General features: G+C 29.6%; 20 protein-coding genes. All 20 read left to right on the top strand.

The window, feature by feature from the left end:
- The 20 genes from GPX08_RS10625 to GPX08_RS10530 all read left to right on the top strand — a co-directional run bounded on the left by GPX08_RS10625 (position 1) and on the right by GPX08_RS10530 (position 18,171).
- The gene (locus GPX08_RS10625) at positions 1-1,314 is read left to right on the top strand and encodes a hypothetical protein (protein ID WP_156626790.1); all 1,314 of its coding nucleotides are present in this window, start codon (positions 1-3) and stop codon (positions 1,312-1,314) included.
- Complete coding sequence (locus GPX08_RS10620; RefSeq protein WP_156626789.1) at positions 1,307-2,398, top strand: aminotransferase class I/II-fold pyridoxal phosphate-dependent enzyme; 1,092 nt, start codon at positions 1,307-1,309, stop codon at positions 2,396-2,398. The genes GPX08_RS10625 and GPX08_RS10620 overlap by 8 nt, the downstream gene beginning before the upstream one ends.
- Positions 2,399-2,499: 101 nt before the next feature.
- Positions 2,500-3,357, top strand: a complete 858-nt coding sequence (locus GPX08_RS10615) for a flagellin (RefSeq protein ID WP_156626788.1) — start codon at positions 2,500-2,502, stop codon at positions 3,355-3,357.
- A gap of 323 nt (positions 3,358-3,680) precedes the next feature.
- Positions 3,681-4,073: a flagellar basal body rod protein FlgB gene (gene flgB, locus GPX08_RS10610; protein ID WP_156626787.1), complete on the top strand. Its 393-nt coding sequence runs from the start codon at positions 3,681-3,683 to the stop codon at positions 4,071-4,073.
- Between the two features lie 5 nt (positions 4,074-4,078).
- On the top strand, positions 4,079-4,483 hold the full coding sequence (flgC, locus tag GPX08_RS10605) for a flagellar basal body rod protein FlgC (RefSeq protein ID WP_156626871.1): 405 nt from the start codon (positions 4,079-4,081) through the stop codon (positions 4,481-4,483).
- Positions 4,484-4,492: 9 nt separating this feature from the next.
- The gene (gene fliE, locus GPX08_RS10600; RefSeq protein WP_156626786.1) at positions 4,493-4,804 is read left to right on the top strand and encodes a flagellar hook-basal body complex protein FliE; all 312 of its coding nucleotides are present in this window, start codon (positions 4,493-4,495) and stop codon (positions 4,802-4,804) included.
- A 21-nt stretch (positions 4,805-4,825) separates the two neighbouring features.
- The gene (fliF, locus tag GPX08_RS10595) at positions 4,826-6,382 is read left to right on the top strand and encodes a flagellar basal body M-ring protein FliF (RefSeq protein ID WP_156626785.1); all 1,557 of its coding nucleotides are present in this window, start codon (positions 4,826-4,828) and stop codon (positions 6,380-6,382) included.
- A 4-nt stretch (positions 6,383-6,386) separates the two neighbouring features.
- Positions 6,387-7,403, top strand: a complete 1,017-nt coding sequence (gene fliG / locus GPX08_RS10590) for a flagellar motor switch protein FliG (RefSeq protein WP_156626784.1) — start codon at positions 6,387-6,389, stop codon at positions 7,401-7,403.
- A complete protein-coding gene (locus GPX08_RS10585; RefSeq protein WP_156626783.1) occupies positions 7,387-8,145 on the top strand; it encodes a flagellar biosynthesis/type III secretory pathway-like protein in 759 nt (252 codons plus the stop codon). Before fliG ends, GPX08_RS10585 begins: the two co-directional genes overlap by 17 nt.
- A 4-nt stretch (positions 8,146-8,149) precedes the next feature.
- Positions 8,150-9,460 carry a flagellar protein export ATPase FliI gene (gene fliI, locus GPX08_RS10580; RefSeq protein WP_156626782.1) on the top strand — a complete coding sequence of 437 codons (1,311 nt, stop codon included), beginning with the start codon at positions 8,150-8,152 and terminating at the stop codon, positions 9,458-9,460.
- Between the two features lie 12 nt (positions 9,461-9,472).
- A complete protein-coding gene (gene fliJ / locus GPX08_RS10575) occupies positions 9,473-9,904 on the top strand; it encodes a flagellar export protein FliJ (RefSeq protein ID WP_156626781.1) in 432 nt (143 codons plus the stop codon).
- 33 nt (positions 9,905-9,937) lie between these two features.
- Entirely contained in the window at positions 9,938-11,494 is a 1,557-nt protein-coding gene (locus GPX08_RS10570; RefSeq protein ID WP_156626780.1) for a hypothetical protein, read from the top strand.
- Between the two features lie 11 nt (positions 11,495-11,505).
- Complete coding sequence (locus tag GPX08_RS10565; RefSeq protein WP_156626779.1) at positions 11,506-12,234, top strand: flagellar biosynthesis protein FlgD; 729 nt, start codon at positions 11,506-11,508, stop codon at positions 12,232-12,234.
- Positions 12,235-12,252: 18 nt separating this feature from the next.
- On the top strand, positions 12,253-12,636 hold the full coding sequence (locus GPX08_RS10560) for a flagellar biosynthesis protein (RefSeq protein ID WP_156626778.1): 384 nt from the start codon (positions 12,253-12,255) through the stop codon (positions 12,634-12,636).
- A 77-nt stretch (positions 12,637-12,713) separates the two neighbouring features.
- Positions 12,714-15,359, top strand: a complete 2,646-nt coding sequence (locus GPX08_RS10555; protein WP_156626777.1) for a flagellar hook-basal body complex protein — start codon at positions 12,714-12,716, stop codon at positions 15,357-15,359.
- Between the two features lie 221 nt (positions 15,360-15,580).
- Positions 15,581-15,772, top strand: coding sequence for an endoflagellar protein (locus GPX08_RS10550; protein WP_156626776.1), 192 nt, complete (start codon positions 15,581-15,583; stop codon positions 15,770-15,772).
- Positions 15,773-15,786: 14 nt separating this feature from the next.
- Positions 15,787-16,593: a motility protein A gene (locus tag GPX08_RS10545; protein WP_156626775.1), complete on the top strand. Its 807-nt coding sequence runs from the start codon at positions 15,787-15,789 to the stop codon at positions 16,591-16,593.
- Positions 16,593-17,333, top strand: coding sequence for an OmpA family protein (locus GPX08_RS10540; protein ID WP_156626774.1), 741 nt, complete (start codon positions 16,593-16,595; stop codon positions 17,331-17,333). The genes GPX08_RS10545 and GPX08_RS10540 overlap by 1 nt, the downstream gene beginning before the upstream one ends.
- Positions 17,334-17,786, top strand: coding sequence for a flagellar basal body-associated protein FliL (locus GPX08_RS10535; protein WP_156626773.1), 453 nt, complete (start codon positions 17,334-17,336; stop codon positions 17,784-17,786).
- Between the two features lie 16 nt (positions 17,787-17,802).
- A complete protein-coding gene (locus GPX08_RS10530) occupies positions 17,803-18,171 on the top strand; it encodes a flagellar formation protein (protein ID WP_156626772.1) in 369 nt (122 codons plus the stop codon).
- The last annotated feature ends 1 nt before the right edge of the window (position 18,172 follow it).

Genomic DNA, 18,172 nt, shown 5'->3' with positions numbered 1-18,172 from the left:
ATGAAAAAAAATATAAGAATTGGTTTTACAGGTCCTATATCTGAAATTAACTTTGGTGATTATGCTATGTTTATTAATAATGTTTATGATATTGGAATCAAGAATATTACAATTTTTTCTTACAATAAAGAATTTTCAGAAAATATTATCAAAGATTATTTTAATGGGTTTAATATTTCGTTAGTAGAAGTTGAACTTTTAGAGAAAAAATATGATGAAGTTAAAGAAGATAAAAAAAAATCAATTCCTAAAGTAGGAATTCTTCCGTTTAATCATCCTACTGAGACACCAATTGATATTTTATATAGAATTAAAAATTTATATGAGATAAGGAAATATATAAAGGAAATCGATTTATTAATAGTTAGTGGTGGTGGATATTTTAACCACTTATGGAATAATAGTCTATGGAGATCAGATATGTTAAAAAAAATAGTCGCTCCAATGATTATTGCTAAACAATTTAATAAAAAAATTATATTTACAGCTAATAGCTTTGGACCGTTTGATCAAAGTGAAGAATTTTTCAATTATCTATTTAATTATTTAAAGAATACTACTTTTGCAGTTAGAGATAGAATGTATTCTAGAGGCTATTTAGAAAGAATTAATATCGAGTCATCACAAATTAAGTTTTTGCCAGATGATTTATATATTATAAACGAAGATATTATTAAGTTGCCAAGTAAAAATAATTTAGATATTAATAGATTAGGAAAGTATATTGCAGTAGAGATTTATTTATCATTAGACGATATAAAAAAATACATTTCTGATATTAAAAGATTTAGCGATAATATATATGCAAGATACGGATTATCAATTGTATTCATACCATTTGACTTTGAAAGAGGTGGTATGTGGCAATGTGATTATTTAAAAGAAAATTTAAAAAATTTTTATTTTTATGATATAAATAAAACTGGATATATGCCAATACAAGATTTATATAAAATAATAAAAAATGCAGAAATGGTTTTGTGTACTAGATATCATGCATTAGTTTTATCTGTAGGATACGATATCCCAGTTGTAAATATAATTAAAAAGGTATGTGACGATAATAGATATTATTTTAATAAAAACTATGGATTACTAGAGTATGCCTTTGATGGCTTAGAATTTAATGAAATGGATTATATTAAAATAGATTTTTTAGAAACTCTTAAATATATAGAAAATAATTTTTATGATATTATAAAAAAACAAAAGGAGATATATAAAAGTAATATATATAATTATAATAAGAAGAATTTGAAGAAAATTAGAAAGGAATATTTAGAGTTAATTAAGTTGGAGGATAAAAATGGATAAGGGAATACAGGTAACGCTATCATCTATTCCTGATTTTGAGGAATATATTGAAGAGATAAAAGGCTTGTGGGATACAAAGTGGATAACCAATATGGGGGTTAAGCATAAAGAGTTAGAAAATAGGTTATTAGATTTTCTAAGTGTAGAAAACTTATCTTTATTTACAAATGGTCATCTAGCATTAGAGTCAATTATTTCTGCGATGAATCTTACAGGTGAAATAATAACTACTCCATTTACATTTGCTTCTACTACACATGCGATAGTTCGAAATGGATTAACTCCAGTATTTTGTGATATAAATGAAGATGATTATACAATAGATGTGGATAAAATTGAATCGTTAATAACAGAAAAAACGTCGGCAATAGTTCCTATTCATGTATTTGGAAATGTATGCAATGTTGATGGAATAGAAAAGATAGCTAAAAAATATAAACTAAAAGTAATATATGATGCGGCACATTGTTTTGGAGTTGAACTTAATGGAATAGGGATTGGGAATTTTGGTGATGCATCGATTTTTAGTTTTCATGCTACAAAAGTATTTAATACTATTGAAGGTGGGGCAGTTACATTTGAGAATAAAGAAATAAATGATATATTGTATAAACTGAAAAATTTTGGCATAGCTGGGCTGGAAAATGTAGATTATATAGGTGGGAATGCTAAAATGAATGAGTTTCAAGCTGCTATGGGTATTTGTAATTTGCGTCATTATGGGACTAAACTTGAAAAAAGGAAATTAGTGTTTAATAAATACAATGATTTATTAAAAAATATAGAAGGAATTAAATTACCTATTATTCAGAATAATGTAAAACAGAATTATTCATATTATCCTGTTGTTTTTGATGGATATAAATATACAAGAGATGAAGTATATGAAAAGTTGAAAAAGGAAAATATTTTTGCTAGAAAATATTTTTTCCCTTTAACTAGTGATTTTGAATGTTATAAAGGACTTTTTAATAATGATACTCCAGTGGCTAGATATATATCTGAAAGAATTTTATGTCTTCCACTTTATTCTGAGTTAGAGATAGAAGAGATACATAGAATTTGTGAAATTATTTTAAAATAAGACAATTATTTCGAGAGATGATAAAAGATATTATAAATATCTTAAGATGAGAAATAATTTCACGATATTTATAATATAATAAATTTTTTAGGAGAGATATTATGAGATTAAATCAAAATATGCAATCTTTAAATGTATATAGAAATTACAAAAAAAGTTTAACATTAAATTCATCAGCTTTAAGTAAAATATCTACAGGAACAAAGATTAATTCTGCAAAGGATAATCCTAATAAGCTTGGAGTTAGTGAATGCCTTAGACTTCAAATAAGAAGTCTTCAAATGGCTGAAAGAAACATACAAGATGGAGTATCTATGGTACAAACTGTTGATGGCGGATTAAGTTCTATTACAGAATCTTTAAATAGAATTAAAGAGCTTACTATACAATCTGTAGGTGTTACTGCAGAAGATGATAGAAGAGTAATTCAATCAGAAATAGATCAGCTAAAGGAACATATTGATTATACTGCTAACAATTCTGAATTTAATGGGGTTAAGTTACTAAATTCTGAGAGAGTTACTAACAATAATTATCCTAAATATTTAAAGCATACAGTAGGGGCTAATACTAATGAAGATATAGATATCCCAGTATATAATTTAACTACTGACATGCTTACTGATAGAGAAGGAAATTCAATTAATTCTTTGGATGTAGTTAATAGCGAAAATATTGATAAGAATATACAAGTTTTAGATTCAGCTATGGCTACAGTAAATTCAGTCAGAAGTAGATATGGTGCTATCCAAAATAGAATGGAGACATCAGGAACTAATTTAAGTTCAACATCATTAAATTTAGAAAAAGCTGAAAGTAGAATTAGGGATACTGATATTGCACTAGAGATGTCAGAATATGCAAGAACTTCAATATTACAGGAAACATCTATAGCGTTAATGCAACAAACTAATAATTTCCCTAAGGATATATTAAGAGTTTTAGAAAATATGAAATAAATCTTTCGACAGAGAAGTGGATAAAACTTCTCTTTTTTTTACAAAAAATTAAAATTTAATATATTTATATTGGAAAATTACTAAAAGTATTGTAGAATATTGTAGAAATAAGTTGTAAACTATGTGTTTCAATATTAAAATTTTTGTTAATTTTAATTGGTATAAATTTCCTTGGTAAATTTCTCATAGAAAAATGTTCATTATTTATTTATAATAAGATTATATGGCAAATATTATGGAGAAATATATTGTAATAAGTCAAACTATGTTTTTATATAAGATAAAAACGTGTCAAAAAATCTGGTTGTTTAGGAGATGAGGATGTGAATATAAATAATGATTCAACAATGCAGCTGTTAAGGGCTGGATTAGATGCTTCTGCTTTAAGAGGAAAAGTCATAGCAAACAATATGTCGAATATAAACACGAAAGAATATAAAAGATCATATGTTTCTTTTGAGGAGAATTTAAAAAGTGAAGTAGAAAAATTTTCTTTGAAGAAAACTAATAACAAACACTTAAATGGTACTTTAAACGATTCTTTAATAGATGTTGAAGTTGATAATAGTACAAGTATGAGAACTGATGGAAATAATGTAGATTTAGATTTAGAAAAGGTAGATCAAGCAGCAAATAGTTTAATGTATAATGCTTTAATCACTCAAGCTAATTCTAAATTAAATATGACTAAAAGTGTAATTTCAGGAGGGAATTAATGGGTATGGGATTGTTTAATACTATGAGAATAAGTGCAAGTGGATTATCAGCAGAAAGGCTTAGGATGGATACAATAACATCTAATATGACTAATGCTACTACCACTAGGGGAGAAGATGGAAAACCATATGTAAGAAAGATTGCAGTCTTTCAAGAAAATCTAGATAATGCAAAAGGATTAAATGGTGTAAAGGCTGTTGGAATAGTTGATGATCCATCACCATTAAAAAATGTATATGATCCAACTCATCCAGATGCAGATGAAAATGGCTATGTTACTATGCCTAATGTTAATATTTTAAATGAAATGGCGGATATGATAACTGCCTCTAGGTCTTATGAAGCTAATATAGATACTTTAAATGCAACAAAAAGTATGTTTACTAAAACATTAGAGCTAGGAAGGTAGGTGTTTAATATGATAATAAATAATTTTGTTCCATCTGAAAAAATATTTGGGAATGATAATTTTTTTATAAATAATAATGAGAATAATAAGACTTCCTCTAATAGTAGTTTTCAAAATGTACTTAAGGATAGTTTAGATAAATTAAATGAAAAACAAGTACAAGCTAATGAAATAACAAATGACTTTATTGCAGGAGAAGATGTTGAAGTTCATGAAATGCTTTTATCAATGGAAGAAGCTAAAATGAGTATGCAACTAGCAATTCAAGTAAGAAATAAAGTAGTTGAAGCAGTACAAGAATTAACAAGAATGCAATTGTAGATAGTGAGGAGTGCTTATTTAATGGAAAAGCTAAAGGAGAGCCTTAGTAAGCTGTGGAAAAGGTTTAAATCTTTCAGTAAAGGTGTTAGGATTGCGATAATTGCTGCGATTATTACATTTATTATAGCAATTTTATCTTTGTTCTTTTATAATTCAGCAACTAAGTATAAGGTTTTATTTTCAAATCTAGAAGCAAGTGATGCACAACTTGTAACAAGTCAATTAAATGAAAAGAAAGTTGATATGAAAATTGAAGGAGATTCAATATTAGTTCCTAAGACACAAGTTGATGAATTAAGATTAGAATTAGCGCCTGAACTTTCTGATGGAAGTAAGGGATATGAACTAATGGATTCTGGAAATTCTTTTGGAATGACAGATGAAGAGTTTAAGTTAAAGAAATTAAGAATGCAACAGGGTGAATTAGAGAAGACTATTAAAAGTTTCCCTCAAATAGATTCAGCTAGAGTACATATTACTCCTTCAAAGGATTCTGTTTTTGTTGAGGATAAAGAGCCAGGTAAAGCAGCTGTTTATGTGAAGCTTGTACCAGGAAATAAATTAACTAAAGAACAAGTTAAATCAATAGTTGCTCTAGTTTCAGGGAGTACAGAAAATGTACCTAAGGAAAATATAGAAGTAATTGATGACAATATGAATTTACTTACAGAAGGTCTAAACTCTGAAGATGGTAATGTAGTAAGCTCAGAAACTATTACAGAACAATACGGTTTAGAAAAGAAATATGAAGAAGATATAGAGAAGTCTATAGTTTCATTACTTGAACCTGTAGTAGGTAAAAACAAGGTTAAAAGTTCTGTTAATGTTGATTTGGATTTTGACTCTAGGCAAAAGACAGAAACTATAGTAGATCCTAATAAAGTTATTGTTAGTCAACAAGTGATTAAAGAAAATAATGGTGGCAACACTGGTTCAACTAGTGGAAGTGCTGTAGATAATAATATGGGAAATACTATAGATGAAAACACCACTAATGGTGGCTCTTCAAAAGAAGAAACTAATACTAATTATGAAAGTGGTAAAACGGAAATTAAGACTATAAGTGCTCCAGGAGAAGTTAAGAGATTAACAGCTTCAGTATTTATAGATGGAAATATCGAAGGAAATGTTCAAGATGCAATAGAAATATCTGTTGCTAATGCTATAGGATTAAATACTGAAAGAGGAGATAGCGTTTCAGTAGTAGGAATGACATTTGATCCTGTAACAAAGGAAGAGGCTCAAAAAGAGTTTGATGCTATCAGTGATGCTTTAGCTAAAGAAAGCAGAAATAAAATAATATTATATTCAGTTTTAGGATTACTAGCTCTAATTATAGTTATTGTAGCTATTATTTTACTAAGAAAGAGAAGAAAAAAATCTGAAGAAGAAAAGACTAATCTTTTAGATGTAGTAATAGATGACAGACCAGAAGAAACAGCACAAATGCCAAGTATTAATTTTGAAACAGTAAACCCTAAAGCACATATAGAAAATGAAATAAAAAAATATGCCAGTGAAAAACCAGATCAAGTTGCAGATATAGTTAAATCTTGGTTAGCTGATAATGAGAGGTGATAATATGGCTAGAGATACATCTAAGCTTAACGGAGTTCAAAAGGCAGCTATATTATTTATTACACTTGGACCTGAGGCTTCGTCAGCAATATTAAAGAAACTACCTGATCCAGAAATTCAAAAAATAACATATGAAATAGCTAATATTTCTACAGTCTCTGCTGAGCAAAGGCAAACTATTTTAGATGAGTTTTTAGAAATGAATAAGGCTAGAGATTATATTATTGAAGGTGGAATTGAGTATGCAAGAACATTATTGTCTAAGGCTCTTGGTACTCAAAGAGCAAATGATATTTTAAGTAAGGTAACTGAAGCTACTCAGCAGTATAGACCTTTCTCCATTGCGAGAAAGGCAGATGCTCATCAACTGTTAAATGTAATTACATATGAGCATCCACAAACTATTGCTCTTATACTTTGTTACTTACAGCCAGATAAAGCTGCCCAAGTACTTGCGGAGTTGCCAGAAGATACACAAAGTGATGTTGCATTTAGAATAGCAACTATGAATAATACATCTCCTATGGTAATTAAAGAGATAGAAAAAGTTCTTGAAAGCAAATTAAGTAATGTAGTAAGGAGTGAAATGACATCACTTGGTGGAGTTGAAACCTTAGTTGATATTCTGAACCAAGTTGATAGAACTACTGAAAAGAATATTACTGAAAGCTTAGAAAGAGAAGATGCAGAGCTTGCAGATATTGTTAAGAGTTCTATGTTCGTATTTGAAGATATTATTACTCTTGATGATGTATCTATTCAAAGAATTCTTAGAGAAGTTGATGGTAAGGAACTTGCACTTGCTCTTAAGGGATGTTCAGATGAAGTTGCAAACTCTATCTATAGAAACCAATCTAAGAGAGCAGCTGCAGCTTTAAAGGAAGATATGGAATTCCTTGGACCTGTAAGACTTATGGATGTTGAAAAAGCTCAACAAAAGATTGTTGCTATTATTAGAAGGTTAGATGATGCACAAGAAATAATAATTTCAAGAGGTGGAGAAGATGCAATCATCGTATAACTTAATTAAAAATACTTCGGCTTTAAAAGGAAATGAGAAGAAGATAGCAACAAACTATGTGAGTAAAGCAGAGCTTTTGGAAAGCGAAAAGAATCAGGATTCAAGAGAAATAGATATAAAGAAAAGTTATGAAAGTCTTGGAGCTAATATTTTAAAGAAGGCTAAAGAAGATGCTGATGAAATAATAGATAAGGCCTGTAAGAGTAAAAGTGAAATAGAAAAGAAAGCTTATGAAGAAGGTTATGCTCAAGGAAAAAGAAATGGCTATGAAGATGGATACAATGAAGGATTAGAAAAAGTAAGACAAGAAACAAAAGATGAAGTTAGAGGGAATATTGAAAAATCAGAAGAAATTTTAAGTAAATCTAACAGAGAATTTTTAGAATATCTGAACAAAAAAGAAAAAGATATTATATCTTTAGCATTTGAAATGGCAAGTGTTATTGCAAAAAAAGAAGTTTCAACCTCGTCTGGAATTTTACCATTGCTTGAAGATATTTTAAGTGATGCAAAGGGAGAAGAAAATATAATTATTAAATGTAATTCAGTTCATATTAAAGCAATAGAAGATAAAGCTGAATACTACAAGAAGGCTTATGCTATTAAAGGAGAAATATTCATATTAGAAGATCCTTTAATGGAAGAGGGAAATGCTGTAATAGAAAAAAATACAGGAAAAGTAGTCATAGGATTAGATGTAGCCCTGAAAAATTTAGAACAAGCATTACAAATTAATAGGTGAAAAGATGTTAGATATTAATTTTGAGTTATTAAATAAAACTGTTAGAGAAATAAATACTCATTATATAGAAGGTACAGTTAAAGAAGTAATTGGGCTAACTATTGAAGTCCAAGGAATTAAAGCTTTTGTTGGTGAACTATGTACTATCTATAATCAAGAGGGAAAAGCAGTTAAGTGCGAAGTAGTAGGTTTTAGGGAAGATGCAGTTCTATTAATGCCATTAGGAGAATTAATTGGTATTTCATCAGGGTGCAGGGTTGTTCCAGAAAGAAGACCTTTGGAAGTTAATTGTTCAGGAGATTTATTAGGGAAGGTTCTTGATGGACTTGGCAATCCATTAACTGATGAGGAATTAGTTTTAGGCGAAGCCTATCCTTTAGAAAATGAGCCGCCAGATCCTTTAAAAAGGAAAAGAATAACTGATATTCTACCTACAGGAGTTAGAGCTATAGATGGATTCTTAACTGTGGGAGAGGGGCAGAGAATAGGAATATTTGCAGGTTCTGGAGTTGGTAAAAGTACAACTTTAGGAATGATTGCAAGAGAGGCAGAAGCAGATATAAATGTAATTTCATTAATTGGAGAAAGAGGAAGAGAAGTCCTGGAGTTTATAGAGAAAGATTTAGGTCCTGAAGGAATGAAAAAATCAATTGTAGTTTGTGCTACATCTGATAAACCTGCCCTTATTAGAATTAAAGGTGCCTTAACTGCTACAGCGATTGCTGAATACTTTAGAGATAAAGGTAAAAAAGTTATATTAATGATGGATTCAGTAACTAGATTTGCAATGGCACAAAGGGAAGTAGGGCTAGCTATTGGAGAGCCACCAGCTCAAAAGGGGTACACTCCATCAGTATTTGCTAAATTGCCTAAGCTTATGGAAAGACCAGGTACCTCTGATAAGGGATCTATCACTGCGTTTTATACAGTTTTAGTTGATGGAGATGACTTTAATGAGCCTATTGCAGATGCTGTAAGAGGAATATTAGATGGGCATATAGTTTTATCAAGAAAACTAGCTCATAAGAATCACTATCCTGCAATAGATGTACTAAACAGTATAAGTAGACTTATGTCTAATATTGCTGAAAATGATCATAAGGAAGCTGCATCTATAGGAAGAGATTTACTTGCTACATATAAAGATGCAGAGGACTTAATTAATTTAGGAGCTTATGTTAAAGGAAGCAATAAAAAAATAGATTTAGCGATAAAATATAATGATGCAATTAATGGCTTCTTAAAGCAAGGCATAGAAGAAAAGTCTGATTTTAATACTTCTTTGGACAGACTAATTTCAATATTTAGAAGTTAAAGGGATGATTAAATGTCTACAAAGTTTAAGTTTGGTTTAGAAAAGCTTTTAGAAATTAGAGTAGAAAAAGAAGAGGAAAGTAAAAGGAATTTTACAAAGACTCAAAGAGAAAAGCAAAAAAGTGAAGAAAAGCTTAATGAGCTTAAAAGCAATTATGATAAGTACAATGGAATAAACAAAGGTGAATCCTTAATTTATCAAAAGATTAAGAAAAATTATTTGTTTGCTTTAGATAAGGGGATAAATGAAACTGAAAAAGAGTTAATAACTAAGGCTAAGGAACTTGAAATAAGAAGAGAAGACCTTATCAAAAAACAAATTGATAGAAAAACAGTTGATATTTTAAAAGAAAGACAACTTTTAGAGTTCAACAAAGAAGAGGATAGAAAAGAACAAATATTTAATGATGAGTTAGCCTTATATGCATATATGAGGAATCATTAAGAAACTTATTACACTTGAAAGGAGGTGAGATAAGTGGTAGATATTAGTGGACTAAAAGTCTTTACAAATAAGACTGATAATTTTAAGTCTTCAGAAAGTTTTTCTAAATCAGATGTGAAAAATTTGAAAAAAGATAATTTCAAAGATTACTTAAAAGAAAATTTATCTTCAAATAATGTTAAAGAAAAAGCAGTATCAAAAGAAGCAAATAATATTGATAAAAAGATGTTAAATAGTGATAATAATGATTTAACTAATGTAGCAGATAAAACAATAAAGGAATCAGATTCATTATCTACAGATGAATTGGCTTCAAAGATAGTAGAGAAAATAGAAAACTTAACTAGTGAAATCTCTAAAGAGGTGGAAACTGACTCTGTTGAGGCAACTGAACTAGTGGCATTACTATTAGCTTTACTTAATAAGCTAAGTGATGGAAATAATGATGAAACTTCTAAAGTTAATGAAGAAAATTTAATAGACTCTATAGCTTCATTAAAAAGTGAAAATCCTTTAGATTTACTTAACAAGACTTCTGATAAGGCTTCAAGTAATGATTTTCTTTCATTATTAAATAATGATGTAGAGAATAAAACTTTTAAAGATAGTCTTTTAGAAATACAAGAGATACTTCAAAATCTTATAAAGGCTGAAGAAAATCTAAAGTTAAGTGGTATTAATTTAGAATTGATAGACAATAATTCATTAGATTTAATTAGAGATGATTTAGTAAAAGAAGTTAAAAACTTAATTGAAGTAATTCCAAAAGATACGAAAAATGATATTATGGCTTCTATTGAAAAAGTTTTAAATTTTGATGATACAGATAGCAATGTTAAGGCAATATTTAATTCTTTGGTAAATAAGGTTAATGAAAAAGAAGATTCATTAGAAAATGCTACTAAGGTAGATACTAAAGTAGATAATATTAAAGATGCTAATACCATAAAAGAATCAAGTGAAGAAAATAATAATGACTTAAATAAAGAAAGTTTTACGAATAAAGAAAGTACATCTAATAAAGATGAGATATCTAAGAAGGAAGAGAAAGTCTTAATGAAATTTTTAGATGATGATTCAAGTATTACTTCTGCGAAGAACTTTAACTATTATAATAAACTTAATGGATTACCTTCAGTTACTGAAGAAGTAAAAATGCCTGTTACAGTTAATAAGCAGACATTAGAAATGGATATTATCAAAAATGTAAAGTTTATGATGAGAGATGCTATTTCTGAACTTAAAGTAAAGGTTTATCCAAAAGAACTTGGAGAAATGACTATAAAAATTCTTTCTGAAGAAGGAATAATGAAGGCCGAAATTAAAGCTACATCTAAAGAAACGTATAACTTATTGAATTCTAATTTAAATGAGATAAAGAAATTACTTGAGAATCAAAATATTAAAATTCAAGAAGTGAATATAGGTATTTATAACGAAGATACAACTTTCTTTAGTGGAGAAGATGAAAATCAAAATCAAAATTTCAAGAATAGTCAAACACAAAATGTAAGTGGAATATCTTCTGTTGATGATGAGGAAACTGATGAAATTTCACTCTTAGAAAATAATTTAAATATTTTAGCATAGGGGGAAGAGAATTGTCTAACACAATTAATAGTTATACTGGAGCTAGGGCAACAGATAGAGGAACTCAAATTATGAAACCTGGACAAGATATGGATAAGAATGCATTCTTAACTATACTTGCAGCAGAGTTATCTAATATGGATCCTATGGGGAATAATGATTCAACTCAATATGTAACTCAAATGGCTCAATTTGCATCTATGGAGCAAATGACTAACTTAAATAATACAATGACTGGATATGCTAATAACTCATTAGTAGGAAAAGGCGTTACTATGAAGAGCGTTGATAGTAATGGAGTTAACTACACAGGTATAGTAAAATCTGTTACTAGCAATAGTAGCAAAACAACAGTTTCTATAGAAGTAAATGAAAATGGAACTAATACTTATAAAGATTTTGATGTAACAGATATTTTAACTGTATTAGATGTTCCTGATTATTCATTACCTGCTATTAACAATATGAATGGTAATATGTCATTCTTAGTTGCATCATCATTTATAGGAAAGCATGTTGAACTAAGTGAACAAAACGATAGCAAAGAAAATATTACCGGAGAAGTATTAGGAGTCGTTAAAGATCAAGGTATTGTTAAGGTTAGAATTAAGAGACACGATAACGATGAAATACAAGAATTTACTTACGATAAAATTATTAAAGCAGCTAATAATAAAGATGAGCTGATAGATAAGGAAGATGGCGAAGGGGAAGTAGAAGGAGAAGTGGAAAATTCTTAATAAAAAGAAGGTGTTACATTGGGCTTTAGGGTAATTAATGGTGTAGCCTATCCAGTTGGCAATTTTCAATTACCAAAGGGTACGGGTACAGAAAAGACTAATGATAATAAAGCTAGTTTTAAAGATATTTTAAATAGTGAAATTAGTAAACAAGAAGAATATACCTTATCTAAACATGCAGCCAATAGATTAAAAGAAATCAATTTTACTGAAAATGATATGAAGGAAATAGGCAAAGGTTTTAAGATAGCAGAAAACAAGGGTTCTAAGAATTCAGTAATGCTTTATAAAGATGTAGCTTTAGTTGCTAGTATTGAAAATAAAACTGTAATTACAGCTGTAGATAAGGAAAGAGCAAAGGATAATATTTTTACGAATATTGATAGTGTAGTAATTTTATAAGCTGGACCTTTTATAAGGAGGCTTAATTCTTGCTGAATGACAGATGCAAGAAACAAATATAGGGTTGGAGGTCAATTATGTTAAGATCAATGTATTCCGGTATAAGCGGTATGAAAGTAAATCAAACAAAATTAGATGTTATAGGTAATAATATATCAAACGTAGGTACTACTTCATTTAAATCTTCAAGAGCAAGATTTAGTGATATGTTAAGCCAAAATGTTTCAGATGCAATGGCACCTTCTAATAATCAAGGGGGGGTTAATGCTAGCCAAGTTGGACTAGGAGTACAACTTGCAAGTATAGATTCAGTTATGACTCAAGGTATGATGCAACCAACAGGAAGACAACTAGACGTTGCAATTGATGGTGATGGATTCTTTATGGTAAGTAAAGGACCTTCTATATATGGAAATGCTTTAGAAGTAAATCATAGAGCAGGAGCTCATAACATTACAGAGCAATCATTAAGTAACTCTGGCACAGAAATAATGTATTCAAGAGACGGTTCATTTATATTAGATGAACAAGGAAATTTATTAACAGGTGATGGATTTAGAGTACTTGGATATTCATTAACTAATGATGACAGTGCTCAACAAGCTACTGGTGTATCACCAGATGCTGTAAATACTGCTGGATTAGACTTTAGATTTGGACCAGGATCTCAATTAAATGGATTTAAAGTTGTTTTAGGAAACATAGGACCAGGAACTGTTACATCAGCAGATGTAAATAAAGCTGAAAAGACAATAATAGTTAATGGAGACTTCTCAGATACTGGAGCTTTAACTCCTGCACAAGTTGAATCAGCAATTAATAAAGGATTATCTTCAGCAGGTATATCTCAACAAGTATTTGTATCTGGTAGACCTATGAAATTTGAAGAGTTAGGATCTGATGCTGTTTTAGGAGGTACTGATGCATTACCTCCTAAAGCTACTACAATAGCTGGATTTACAGTTCAATTTAATGAAGGAAATGCATTAAATGGATTTAGTTTTGAAATTGGAGATATATCTAAGGATCCATTAGAGGTTAATGTAGAAAAAGGTAGAAAGAAAATAGTTATCAATGGTGATTTCTTAAATAAGGCTTTTAATGCTGCAGATTTACAAGATGAAATAAATAATGCCCTTAAAAAAGAAGGATTTATACAAGAAGCAAAGGTTACAGGGAGTGCAGCTACATTAGCTAATATTAAGGGAGCTTCAGATGATTCAGGTAAGAAAGATAAGGAAGCAGAGATAGTTAATGCGAAAGATGGAAGTAAAAATGATCTTTCAGTAGGTGGATTTACTTTTAGCAAGCCAAAAAATGGAGAGTTAAATGACTATACTATTTCAATTGGAGAAAGTTCAGCAGGAACTGCTTTATCTGTAGTGGTTGAAAATGGAAATATAGTTATTAATGGAGATTTCTATTCCACTCCAGATAAATTTAATAAAGATGAATTAAAAGCCAAGCTTAATAGTGCTTTAAAAGCAGAAGGACTTAAAACTCAATTTGAAACTGTAGAAGGACAAATAAACAAAGATAATATAGATAATAAGATTAAGTTTACTGAGGGTGTAACTGCAACATCTCCTAAGGCTTTAAATATAGCAGGATTAAATGTTGAATTGCCTACAGGAGAGCTATTAAATAATATTGAGTTTGAAATTCAAGATATTAACGCAACATCACTTGGTGTAAAATATACTCCTGGAACAACAGGAACTAATCCAAAACTTGTAATTACAGGAGATTTTACTAAGAAGGTAGCAGCTAGAGATTTAGAAGATAAAATTAATGAAGCATTAGCAAAGGATTATCCAAAAGATACTCCAAAGGTTAAGGTTTCAGGAACATCTAAGCCTTATACAGGATTAACTTCAGATGTGATCGAAGGTGGTGAAGTTGATAAGTCACCAGCTAAAGTAGTTGTGGGTGGAGTTGAATTAACTTTTGATGCTGGAGCAGCTCTTAACGGATATAAGTTCCAAGTTGGAACTATAACTCCAGGAACAAAAACTTCTGCTGAAATTGATGAAAAATCAAAGACTATTACAATAAATGCAGATTTTGTAACAGCTAATGCTGTAACTGCAAAAAATATCCAAGATGCTTTAACTAGAGCATTAGAAGGTAAAGGAATTGATCAAGGTATAACTGCCACAGGAAAGCCTATGGAAATTGATGGAGTAGTTTCTGATGAAACTTATGGTGGTACTCCAGTTGAAAGTATGAATGCTGATGGAAGTATAAACTTTGTAGATGGAACTAAAGATTTAAAATCTTATGATGGACAACTTAAGACTTTAAAGATTCCAGATAAGGTTAGAGTTCCAGGAACAGATACTGAGCTTGCAGTTAAAACTTATACTATAGATAAGAATGGAATAATTAATGGAGTTCTTGAAGATGGTAGAGTTGCTGCACTTGGACAAATTGCAATGGCAAACTTTAAGAACCCAGAAGGTTTAACTAAACTTGGAGGAAACCTTTATAGTTCATCAGTTAACTCCGGTGATGCTATTATAAAAAGTGGTGTAGGAACATTAAATGATGATAATTCAAAAGGTTATGGAGACAATCTGCAAGGTATGCTTGAAATGTCAAACGTAGACTTAGCAGAGCAATTTACTGATATGATAGTTTCAAGTAGAGCTTTCCAAGCTTCAGGTAAGATGATAACTACTGGAGATGAAATACTTCAGGACATAATAAACTTAAAAAGATAATGGTAATTGATAATAAATAATAGATAATGAATAATTGGGGATAAAACTCTTTATGGAGATTTTGAAACTGAGTTTTTAGTAGTTTGTTCCAAATTAAATCAGTAATAAATAATTGTTTGTAATTATTTATTAAAAGTGATTTGGAACAAATCACTTCCTTAATTATTCATTATTAATTGCTAATTATTAATTGTAAATATAGGTTCAAAGGGGTAGATAATATGATAGATGTTACGGCAATGAACAACAAAGAATTTATACTAAATGCAGATCATATAGAAAAAATAGAAGAAGTCCCGGAAACATTAATTACATTAACTAATGGAAAAAAGTATATTGTCCTAGAGAGCGTAGATGAAGTGGTAGATAAAGTTATAAAGTATAAAAATAAAATTGTTACTTATAGGTTGTAATAGGAGGCAATATTATGAAAAAATCAGATATTTTAACCTCAATAGGGTTAGTTTTAGGAATATTATTAATGCTATATGGGATGTTCCTTGGAAGTACTCTTATAATTTTCTGGGATTTATCATCAGTAATAATAACAGTAGGTGGATCTATATCAGCCCTTCTAATTACTTATACATTAGAAGAGATGAAGAATATGGGAAAATTATTTGTACAAGCTTTTAAGGAAAATAAATCTTCAGCAAAAGATATTATCCTGCAGTTCACAAATATTTCTAAGAAAGCAAGAAGAGAAGGTTTATTATCCTTAGAAGATGATATTTCTGAAATGGATGATCCTTTTATGAAAAAAGGCTTACAAATGGTAGTAGATGGTATAGAACCTGAAACTATTAGAGAAATATTAGAGCTAGAAATTGGAGAAATGGAAAATAGACATGAAAAGGGAGCAGGAATATTCTTATCTTGGGGAGCTTATGCACCAGCATTTGGTATGCTTGGTACCTTAATAGGGTTAATTCAAATGCTTGCAAATTTAACTGACGTTGCAAATATTGCATCAGGTATGGGAAAAGCCCTAATTACAACATTTTATGGTTCATTATTGGCTAATTTAGTTTGTAATCCTATTGCATCAAATTTAAAGCAAAAAAGTGCAAAGGAAGCGGGAGAAAGAGAGATGATATTAGAAGGTATTCTTGCAATTCAATCTGGTGTAAATCCTAGAATTGTAGAAGAAAAATTAATAACATACTTACCTCCTAAGGAGAAGTTAGAATATTTAAATAACAGCATTGAAAATGGTGAAGGAGTTGTTATTTAATGGCTAGAAATAAGAAAAGTAAAGGTGGAGGCTTAAAAGGCGATGAATGGATGGCTACTTATGCCGACACTGTAACATTATTACTTACATTTTTCGTTTTACTTTACTCAATGTCTTCTGTGGATGCTGAGAAAACAAAGAATATTGCACAAGCCTTTGTTTCAATGATGAATGGACAAACAGGAGATACTTTAATGCAATACAACCTTTATAATGGGGAAGTACCGTTAATAGGTGGAGAAACTGAAGATAGTATTGATGGTGGAGAAGAACTTACTGAGCAAGAGAAATTGTATAATAATATTAAGAAGTTTATAAATGATAAGAATCTTCAAGGCGTTGTAGAAATAGTTGATGATGAAAGAGGCGTAGCTATGCAAGTAAAAGATAATATATTATTTGAAACTTCAAGCTCAGATTTAAAAGAAGATAGCAAAGATATATTAAATCAGTTAAACACAATTATATCATCAGTTAGTAATCCTATATTAGTAGAAGGGCATACAGATAACCGTCCTATAAATACATCAAGGTTTCCTTCAAATTGGGAGTTATCTGCAGACAGAGCAGTTAATGTAGTTAGATATTTTGTAGAAGTTTTAGGACAAGATGCTAGAAGATTTTCGGCAACAGGATATGCTGAATATCAACCTGTAGCTCCAAATAATACTTATGATGATATGGCGAAAAATAGAAGAGTAGATATTTTAATAGTTACAGCTGAGGAGGAGGAAGGCTAAATGGCTGATGAAAATAAAGAAAAGAAAAAGGGTAAAAGACTTGTTTTAATAATAGTGCTACTTTTAATATTTGTAGGAGGAGGGACCTTTGGAGGAGTTTACTATTTTATGAGTAAAAACTCAGGGTCACAACCTGTAGTAATAGAAGAAGCGTATGTAGGTGTTGGAGAAGAAATATTCGTAAATTTGAGTGATGAAAATTCAAAGAGATATGTAAAGTTAAATATGTCTGTAAGTTATGACAAGAAGAATAAAGATTTAGCAAAAGAAATAGAAGAAAAAAAGGTAGTCATAAGAGATGTGGCTATATTTTATATTAAATCCTGCAAGGCTAAAGATTTTGAACCAGCAAATGAAGCTGTATTAAAGGGTGAATTAATAACTAGAATCAATGAGAAGCTAACTAAAGGCGTATTAAAGGATGTTTATATTAGTGATATTATAGTTCAATAAAGAAAGTAGGATAACAATGGATTTTATATTTTTACTTTTTAAACTAATATTTGCTTTAGCAGTAGTACTTGGACTTATGTACTTATCTTTTAAATTAAGTAACAATAAAATAAGTCAAATTAATGAAGGAAAATACATAAAGGTTCTTGAGAGAAATCAAATTTCTAAGGATACTGCTATAGTAGTAGTTAAAATAGGTAAAAAGGGATATATTCTAAGTACTTCAAATAACTCTACTAATAAATTGGATGAGCTATCTGAAGAAGAAACTTTTCTTTTAGAAGAAGAGAAGAGGAAAGAAAAAGAGAAGGTAAGTAAGCAATATGAGATAGCTATTACTAATCTTAAATCTAAAATAAAGAGATTTAAGGATAAAAATAATTAGA

Source organism: Clostridium tertium (genome assembly GCF_902652255.1).
Classification (GTDB): domain Bacteria; phylum Bacillota; class Clostridia; order Clostridiales; family Clostridiaceae; genus Clostridium; species Clostridium tertium_A.
This window is presented reverse-complemented; position numbering and strand designations above follow the sequence as displayed.